The sequence below is a fragment of the Salirhabdus salicampi genome (genome assembly GCF_024259515.1).
GTDB classification, from domain to species: Bacteria; Bacillota; Bacilli; order Bacillales; family Alkalibacillaceae; genus Salirhabdus_A; species Salirhabdus_A salicampi.
In genome coordinates this window covers 1,135,131-1,142,009 of the sequence record NZ_JANBWE010000001.1, presented here as the reverse complement: position 1 = coordinate 1,142,009, position 6,879 = coordinate 1,135,131, and the positions used below count along the sequence as shown (strand labels likewise).

At 31.5% G+C, this 6,879-nt stretch carries 6 protein-coding genes; all 6 read right to left on the bottom strand.

Going from position 1 to position 6,879, the window contains the following annotated elements; genetic code table 11:
- Positions 1-290: 290 nt before the first annotated feature.
- The 6 genes from NLW78_RS05990 to NLW78_RS05965 all read right to left on the bottom strand — a co-directional run bounded on the left by NLW78_RS05990 (position 291) and on the right by NLW78_RS05965 (position 6,841).
- Positions 291-458, bottom strand: coding sequence for a hypothetical protein (locus tag NLW78_RS05990; protein WP_254496061.1), 168 nt, complete (start codon positions 456-458; stop codon positions 291-293).
- A 59-nt stretch (positions 459-517) separates the two neighbouring features.
- The gene (locus tag NLW78_RS05985) at positions 518-1,645 is read right to left on the bottom strand and encodes a DUF4268 domain-containing protein (protein WP_254496060.1); all 1,128 of its coding nucleotides are present in this window, start codon (positions 1,643-1,645) and stop codon (positions 518-520) included.
- A gap of 110 nt (positions 1,646-1,755) precedes the next feature.
- Positions 1,756-2,496, bottom strand: a complete 741-nt coding sequence (locus NLW78_RS05980) for an LEM-3-like GIY-YIG domain-containing protein (RefSeq protein WP_254496059.1) — start codon at positions 2,494-2,496, stop codon at positions 1,756-1,758.
- Positions 2,497-3,329: 833 nt separating this feature from the next.
- Complete coding sequence (locus tag NLW78_RS05975; RefSeq protein WP_254496058.1) at positions 3,330-3,659, bottom strand: hypothetical protein; 330 nt, start codon at positions 3,657-3,659, stop codon at positions 3,330-3,332.
- Positions 3,660-4,671: 1,012 nt separating this feature from the next.
- On the bottom strand, positions 4,672-5,943 hold the full coding sequence (locus tag NLW78_RS05970; RefSeq protein ID WP_254496057.1) for a hypothetical protein: 1,272 nt from the start codon (positions 5,941-5,943) through the stop codon (positions 4,672-4,674).
- Positions 5,936-6,841, bottom strand: coding sequence for a sigma-70 RNA polymerase sigma factor region 4 domain-containing protein (locus NLW78_RS05965; protein WP_254496056.1), 906 nt, complete (start codon positions 6,839-6,841; stop codon positions 5,936-5,938). The genes NLW78_RS05970 and NLW78_RS05965 overlap by 8 nt, the downstream gene beginning before the upstream one ends.
- Positions 6,842-6,879 lie beyond the last annotated feature (38 nt).

Here is a 6,879-nt window from a genome sequence, read left to right as displayed (position 1 = left end):
TATCTAGTGTCTAAGAAGAAAAATTAGTTTTTTTCCTGGATCTCTTGGAGAGTCACCAGAGTCTTAATGGACAAGAAGTGTTAAATCTTATCAAGCGGAAACTGTTACATTTAGTTTAGCAGTCACAACAATTCGACCTGATTATATTAATCAAAGTTTTTGGGAGTAGTTTCAAAGTTATTACTATATCAATGTTTTGCGAATTTACTATTCAGAGTTTATTTTATCTAATTAAACAGGATCGGTAAAATATCGGCACGCGTTCAGATAATGGGGAGATGGCATACTCCTCACTTATGCTTCCTGTCTCCTCTGTTAAGTTTGGGTGGGAGTGTCTTAAACCCCATAAATTTTTCTACCTTTTCAATTTTCCCTTGTACCTGTTTTTTCGCCTCGACTTCATTCTTTGCATCCAATAATATTGTTTTACCATCAACGGTTTTAACTAGGTATTGCACATTGACACCTCCAGTTAATATGCTCACCTCTTCGTTCATATGTTTTCAATTAACTTGCTTTACAATTTTTCTATTAATTTCTTTCTAACCTCAAAAATTGGATTCCTAAATGCTTGTTCAAGTTTTAACATAGAATCTACCATAAAGTTAATCATTTTATGCCAATCATCTTCATTAAAAACGTTTACATCGTCCTTTTGATATTTTATTCTAGATGCCTTCTTATCATCAATCCTATCCCAAATAAGAGCATCTCCAAAATCCGTTTCAATGTCCTCTTTAAATTTTTCCAGCTCATCAAAGATGAATTTATTCTCTTCTTTCTCGGGCCTTTGCAAATATACTTCCACTCTTGCGTAACTTCTAGACATGACAAAGTTATAGGAAACAGATGAAATGCCAGTTCCAGTTCCAATCCAATTATCTTTTGAAGGACTTATATTGTTAAATAAATCAGTAACTTCATTCATTTTTGATAAAAGGGTTTGCCAAAATTTAATTCTTGTATTATGCCGGGAGTTTGATTCCTCTTGTATACTAATGTCAGCTTGGTTTTTTTCTGCCATATTAATTACGTATTCTTCTGCATCTTTCATTGGAATTATCTGTTCGAAATTTAAGAATAATTGGTCCTCAAGTTGATAAGGTGTAACTTTAAAGCATTGTATCCTTAATTTATAATTCATTAACCATAATACAGTGGAAGTTACCTCTTTTCTGAAATTTGCTGTAATTAAAATTATCCTTTGTGTTAAACCTTTATTTATAACTATCTCTTCGTAATCTTCGACCTCAAAAAAATCTTTTAAATTTTCTTCTGCATTCTGCTGATTAGAGTTTTTACTTAAATAATCTTGATATATACTTTTAATTTGCTCCTTTGTAAGGCTTGAACAATAAGAAGCATACTTTAACACCTGCCATGTAACATCTCTACCAGAGTCATCAAGTTTGTTTTCAATTACTACTAAATTCCCTTGTTTATCTAAGGCCAATAGATCCAATCTTTCATTTGTGTCATTAAAACCATTAAATTCTTTTTGTATAATTAGAAGGTCCTCACCCAATGATTCTGTATTATTAGCAACCCATTCCTGCAGGTGATCTCTTTCTCGAAATCCTAGTTCTGAAAAAGATTTCTGTTGTAACTTTGCGATTCTATTATTATTTTTATCTATAATAAACATAGTATTATCACCTCATTAATCATCTTTAATTTATCAGATAAGTTTCAAACTTATTAAGTTATAGAATCATACTTTTAATAAATTCAGGAAAAAATATAGTTTTTTAACTTCTAGCTTCCTTCTTTAATATTTACATACTTAAGTGGATTTTGAGCATTCTTGTTCAGGTAATGTTCAACTGATTTCCCTATATACTTTTCTCTGATACTCTGAACTGCTTTATGACCAACAAACTCCCATCTTTCGTTATCGCCTAGTGAACCCCTGGTATTAAACGTACTCCCCGCTTTAAACCAAGCCTGAATTTCGTATACCTCTTGTACAATTCCATCGAATACTGCAAATGCAAAATGTGCCTTTTCTCTATCATGTCCTATTCTCCATATACCTCTTGTGGCATCATAAAGCTCAATGTCAGACATTCCATAACGGAATAACCTATTGACACGAATTAAAATGGAGGGCTCACATATATATACTTTCTCACGTTCGTAATGAGAAATAAGCTTATTAACTTCTACTCTTCCAAAAACACCACTTTGCCATCCACGCACTCTATTTGTTAGCTTCTCTTTCCCGATTAAATCAATTATTGCTGCTTCTACTTTTAGTGCTGTATGCTCATCTTCTAATCCATGCGTAAGAATTTCTATTTTAGGGTTAAGGCCTTTATCATATATACGTTGAATAGTATTGTTTTTTTCTCTATTATTTAGGTCTTTTAAATGAGAGAAGACCCTATTCCCTTTGCCTTTTCCAACATAAAAAATTTCACCTGTCTCAGGGTCCGAGTAAATATAGACATAGTATTTTAGTTGATTAATAACCTCTTTAGAAAATGCTTTTTTCATTTGAGTACTCACACCCTAACTTAATGAATAAAACTAAGCAGTCGAATTTAATATGATAATGAATAATTCATTATTTACTACAATTGTCTGGGTTATCCATTTTGTCTAAATATAAATATATTGATTAATTCTATAATAATAATTTTGATAAATCCTCTAAAAAAGTTGAATTTACACAAGAGAACATAACAAACAGGTTGCTACTTGATGTTCTTTGATAATTTGATAGATCCTGTACAAGGTCAATTATATGGCACACACTATACGACACTCTAATTCATAGGAGGATAGCTTGAGATATATTTCGCTTTAGTTTAAACGCAATTTTTTTCTATATTCTTCGGAATAACTTTCTTACCCCTGTTTCATTATCTTAGAAAAGATAAAAATCTATTTCGAAAATACTAACTGCATCTCATGCTTTGACCACAGACATAGATGTTTAATTTATCATCATAACTAAATTCTTCTTCGTCTTCAAACCATTCACACAGCTCACAAAATCTTGCATTGGTGTCAACAAACATAAATAAATCTTTTACATACTTTTCTATACTATCACCATATTCTTCTTCAAATTCTTTTCTGTCTTGATTTTCCTCAAAGAACAATAACCTTGGCTGATCATAAGCGTAAACTTCACCCCATCTACCTCTGTCTTTTCCTGACGTATAATTAGACCCTAAGACACCATATATTCCAACTTCATCAATAAATCACTTAAATACTCCATGAATTTTTCTTTAATATCTTTTGATATATTTTCAATATAATCCCATTCTAAATATACTGCTGGAAAAACTAATGGAGTAGGTACCCACTTATTAACTTCTTCAAAAAGTTTTAGGAGTTTTACATAAGTTTTTTGAAAGTAATTTTTGCAAATACTCCCCCTCATCATCTCCCCAATAAATATTTTGGTAATTTGAAAGTGAAAATTCTATGTCATTTGATAAATTAACCCTATCTCCATAAGAGATAAGTTTCTTAAAATCCTTATCAAAATTTCTATAAGCAGTAACAATATCTACGTAGTCCATAAAATAAAAGTCTTCTTTTTCATTGCCAGGGATACAATCATAACAACAATATTTATAATCTTTTTTCACTGATTCAAAAGGAATCTCAGAAAAATCACTATTGCAAGTTGAACAGATTAACATAATGAGATAACTTCCCCTTTCTTAATACTTTTTTATTGAGCTTTATAATGGACTGTTGTGTAATCTAATATTCTTGCAAACTTAATCGTAAGTTTATTGCCTTCTGGCACAATTGTTAATGGTCTCTAACAATCGATTTCAATTGCTAATAGATCCACTGTAACGTGTCATTACATCAAGATGTTAGTTTACAACTCTTTCTTCATCGATTTCCTCTTATTCTTTTAAAAAGGTTACAGGGACATGTGATTTCTTATTTATTATTATAGTTCGACCATAACTGTTAAAGACCTCCAAAATTCAACATATTAATCTAAATTACAACTCAAATAAAGGGAATAATAAATAAGAGAGGATCAGCTGTAGCTGATCCTCTCTATGTATAATCACCCGCAAGATGTGCAGTAGCTAAACAGTAAATGAAATAATCCCATACCTACTCTAGCCAGACAGGGTGTGTTATTTCATTTAGTAAAAAAGAATACTAAAAGGTTTGTTTTTAAAACTCTTGCCGCCTAATTCACATAACGTTAATTATGTTGAGTAAATTTCTTTCTCCTTCAAAGTGACTTCTCCCCTTCTCCGGTCCATTAGTCAACACATGCCATTTTAGTGGTTTATACGCACAAAAAACCTATCCCTTATTAATCCCAATAATATATTTTAAACTATATTACGTACGTGTGCGATTCCCAATGCCCTCTTGTAGCTTCGTAATAATCTTTACCTTCATTTATTGCATTATGTATTTTGAGCATTTGTACTTGTATTTTAATAAAAACAACTTCCATTTTACTTTTTTTAAAAAAAACTAATTAGCCAAGATTCCTTTATTTTCTATCCCTTTACCAGAAGACATCAGGAGGAGAATCTTTGATGAATTAGGAATAATACTAGGTATATAATATTTAACTAGTTTAAGTAATCCAACGGCTTCCTAATTTGTCGACAGCCATTGGTTGTTCACTCATTTTGTTTTTTAAATGTTTAAAGTTTTGTTAGACCAAAAGCTTTATATACTAAGTAATTTTCTATAACTGTGACCTAATGTCTTTAATTCATCTTGATAAATATGAGGATGCACTTGACTTCTAATAACAGTATCTAATATATGATAAGTATCTGTTTCAATATCAAATTTTTTTGAAATCTTATCAAGCCATTTTTCTAATTCTTTTCTTTTATTAGATGAATACTTTTGCCTTTCTTCATGTTTATTATCTAATAAATGTGAAATGTGCTTCAATACCTGATGATTAGTAATTCGTTGTTTTACTTTAGTAAAGGTGTCTTCGCGTTGCTTTTCTTTTTTTGGTAAAGCCTCTAATACCTTATTGACTAGATCGTATAAATTGTTTAATACAAGTTCTCTTTCTTTTCTAGTATATAACTTTTTAACTTGACTTGTTATTTTACCTCCGTTGAATGCACCTGCGAGTCCTAAGAACATTGGCATCACTACAAGGCCTGCTGGTCCAAATGCAGGACCAATAACAACTCCAATTCCCTTACCGGCAAAAGCTGCGACACTTCTAGAAACTGTTTCATTAACAATGTTAAGGCTTGCAAGACGGACTTCCAATCCATCAGCTATTATCTTATAGCCATTTGATAAACTGGATACAGCCATTGTAATAATCGGAATATCAAGTTTCCCTAATTCAGCTGCATGTTTTAATGAATTATTTGTTGTCTCTATTACTAATTGGTTTGAAACCTCTGTCCCATACACTAATGGGTGATCGTCTAAGGTTTCCATAAGTTCTTTATTAGCTATAACAGGGATATCCGGGTATTTTTGAAAATGTTCGTACACTCCACTCGGCTCAGATAAACATTTAACTTGAAAAGGCTGTCCATCGACAATTAAATCAAAACCTTCTTGATTTGAGGTTTCTGGAAAACTTATATCATGGCCCTTACCTTGCAACTCTAACGCAACTAAGTTTTCTGCAGTGTATCCTTTTAATCGAGATAATTCTCCCACATTTTCAAAATCAAAACCTTCAGCGAACTGTTGAAATGAGAAGAAGTTAGCTAAATCTTCTGCTCTTGCAAAATTAATTGCATCGATAACATCGGGATTAACCATTAAATAGTCATAAAATATATCAATTAATGAGATCCCTATTATCAAAGTAGAAGTTGAAGAATCCTTTCTAAATAGTTTATCTATTACCGCGCTACTTCCTAGTTCTTGATTTTCAAGAGGTAATTTAACTGCATTATCATAGTCCCCGGATTCCCATAAATTAATAAAAGTTCTCCATTGTTCCTTATCCATCTAAAAAAGCCTCCCAATCTGGCTTCATTGTCGGATTAGCGCCAAGCATTATTTGCATTATAACCACTGGTGCAATCGCTTGCCTCAATTTATTATTTTGCCATTTAAGAACTCCACCACCTCCTATAAGAAGAGTGGGAATGACAAATAACGGATTAGCAATAACTGCAACAGCGGATGTCAATGTTGCATAAACTGTAAATGGGAGGGTTATACCTATTAAACCAAATATTCCGGCTATTATAGTTGTTAATGTTGTATAAAATGCAAAACCTGCAACTTGTACAATTGCAACAAAAACTACTGCCGACCCATTAGTGACAATTAACTGACGAATTGAAGAACTGGTTATTTCGTTAATTCCTAACTTTTCAGCAATTTGCTTCTGTTGTTTCTCGGGTAATTCTTGTAGAAACTTTTCTAAAGAATCACCAATTTGATGTAACTGTTCATCAGTTAGCTCTTGATCTTCTATCGATTCTATTAAGTTATGCATTTGAAACTTTATAATTTGCTCAATAGGAGTATTTTCGTTACAAGTATAAGCAGCAAACTTCTTATTTTTCTTTTTCATTTCATAATACATAGCATTGATAATTCTATCCCACTGATCTGCTGCATCCTGTTTAGTGTATAATTTTCTATATGGAATTTTATATAAATCCTCGAACTCTCTCAATAGCATTTTGTGCAAATGAGAATTAGGAGTATATTTATATTTATTAGTTTTTTTATTAACCATTTCCATTATTTCTGATTTACCACTTTTATTCATTTTTTCTTTTGCAAAGGGAATTAACATTTTTACAATATTGGAGTCATGTACTAATGTATAATAAAATCTTAATGACTCCTTATTCATTACTAGTAACGACTCAGCTAGCGTCACACTATTCATATATAAGCCTCCATCTATTTAACATTAAGAATAAACCT

What these genes read in the sequence shown, in the direction of transcription:
- NLW78_RS05975 (WP_254496058.1), bottom strand. Translation starts at nt 3,659, where the DNA reads ATGTTAATCTGTTCAACTTGCAATAGTGATTTTTCTGAGATTCCTTTT.
- NLW78_RS05985 (WP_254496060.1), bottom strand. Translation starts at nt 1,645, where the DNA reads ATGTTTATTATAGATAAAAATAATAATAGAATCGCAAAGTTACAACAG.
- NLW78_RS05970 (WP_254496057.1), bottom strand. Translation starts at nt 5,943, where the DNA reads ATGGATAAGGAACAATGGAGAACTTTTATTAATTTATGGGAATCCGGG.
- NLW78_RS05980 (WP_254496059.1), bottom strand. Translation starts at nt 2,496, where the DNA reads ATGAAAAAAGCATTTTCTAAAGAGGTTATTAATCAACTAAAATACTAT.
- NLW78_RS05965 (WP_254496056.1), bottom strand. Translation starts at nt 6,841, where the DNA reads ATGAATAGTGTGACGCTAGCTGAGTCGTTACTAGTAATGAATAAGGAG.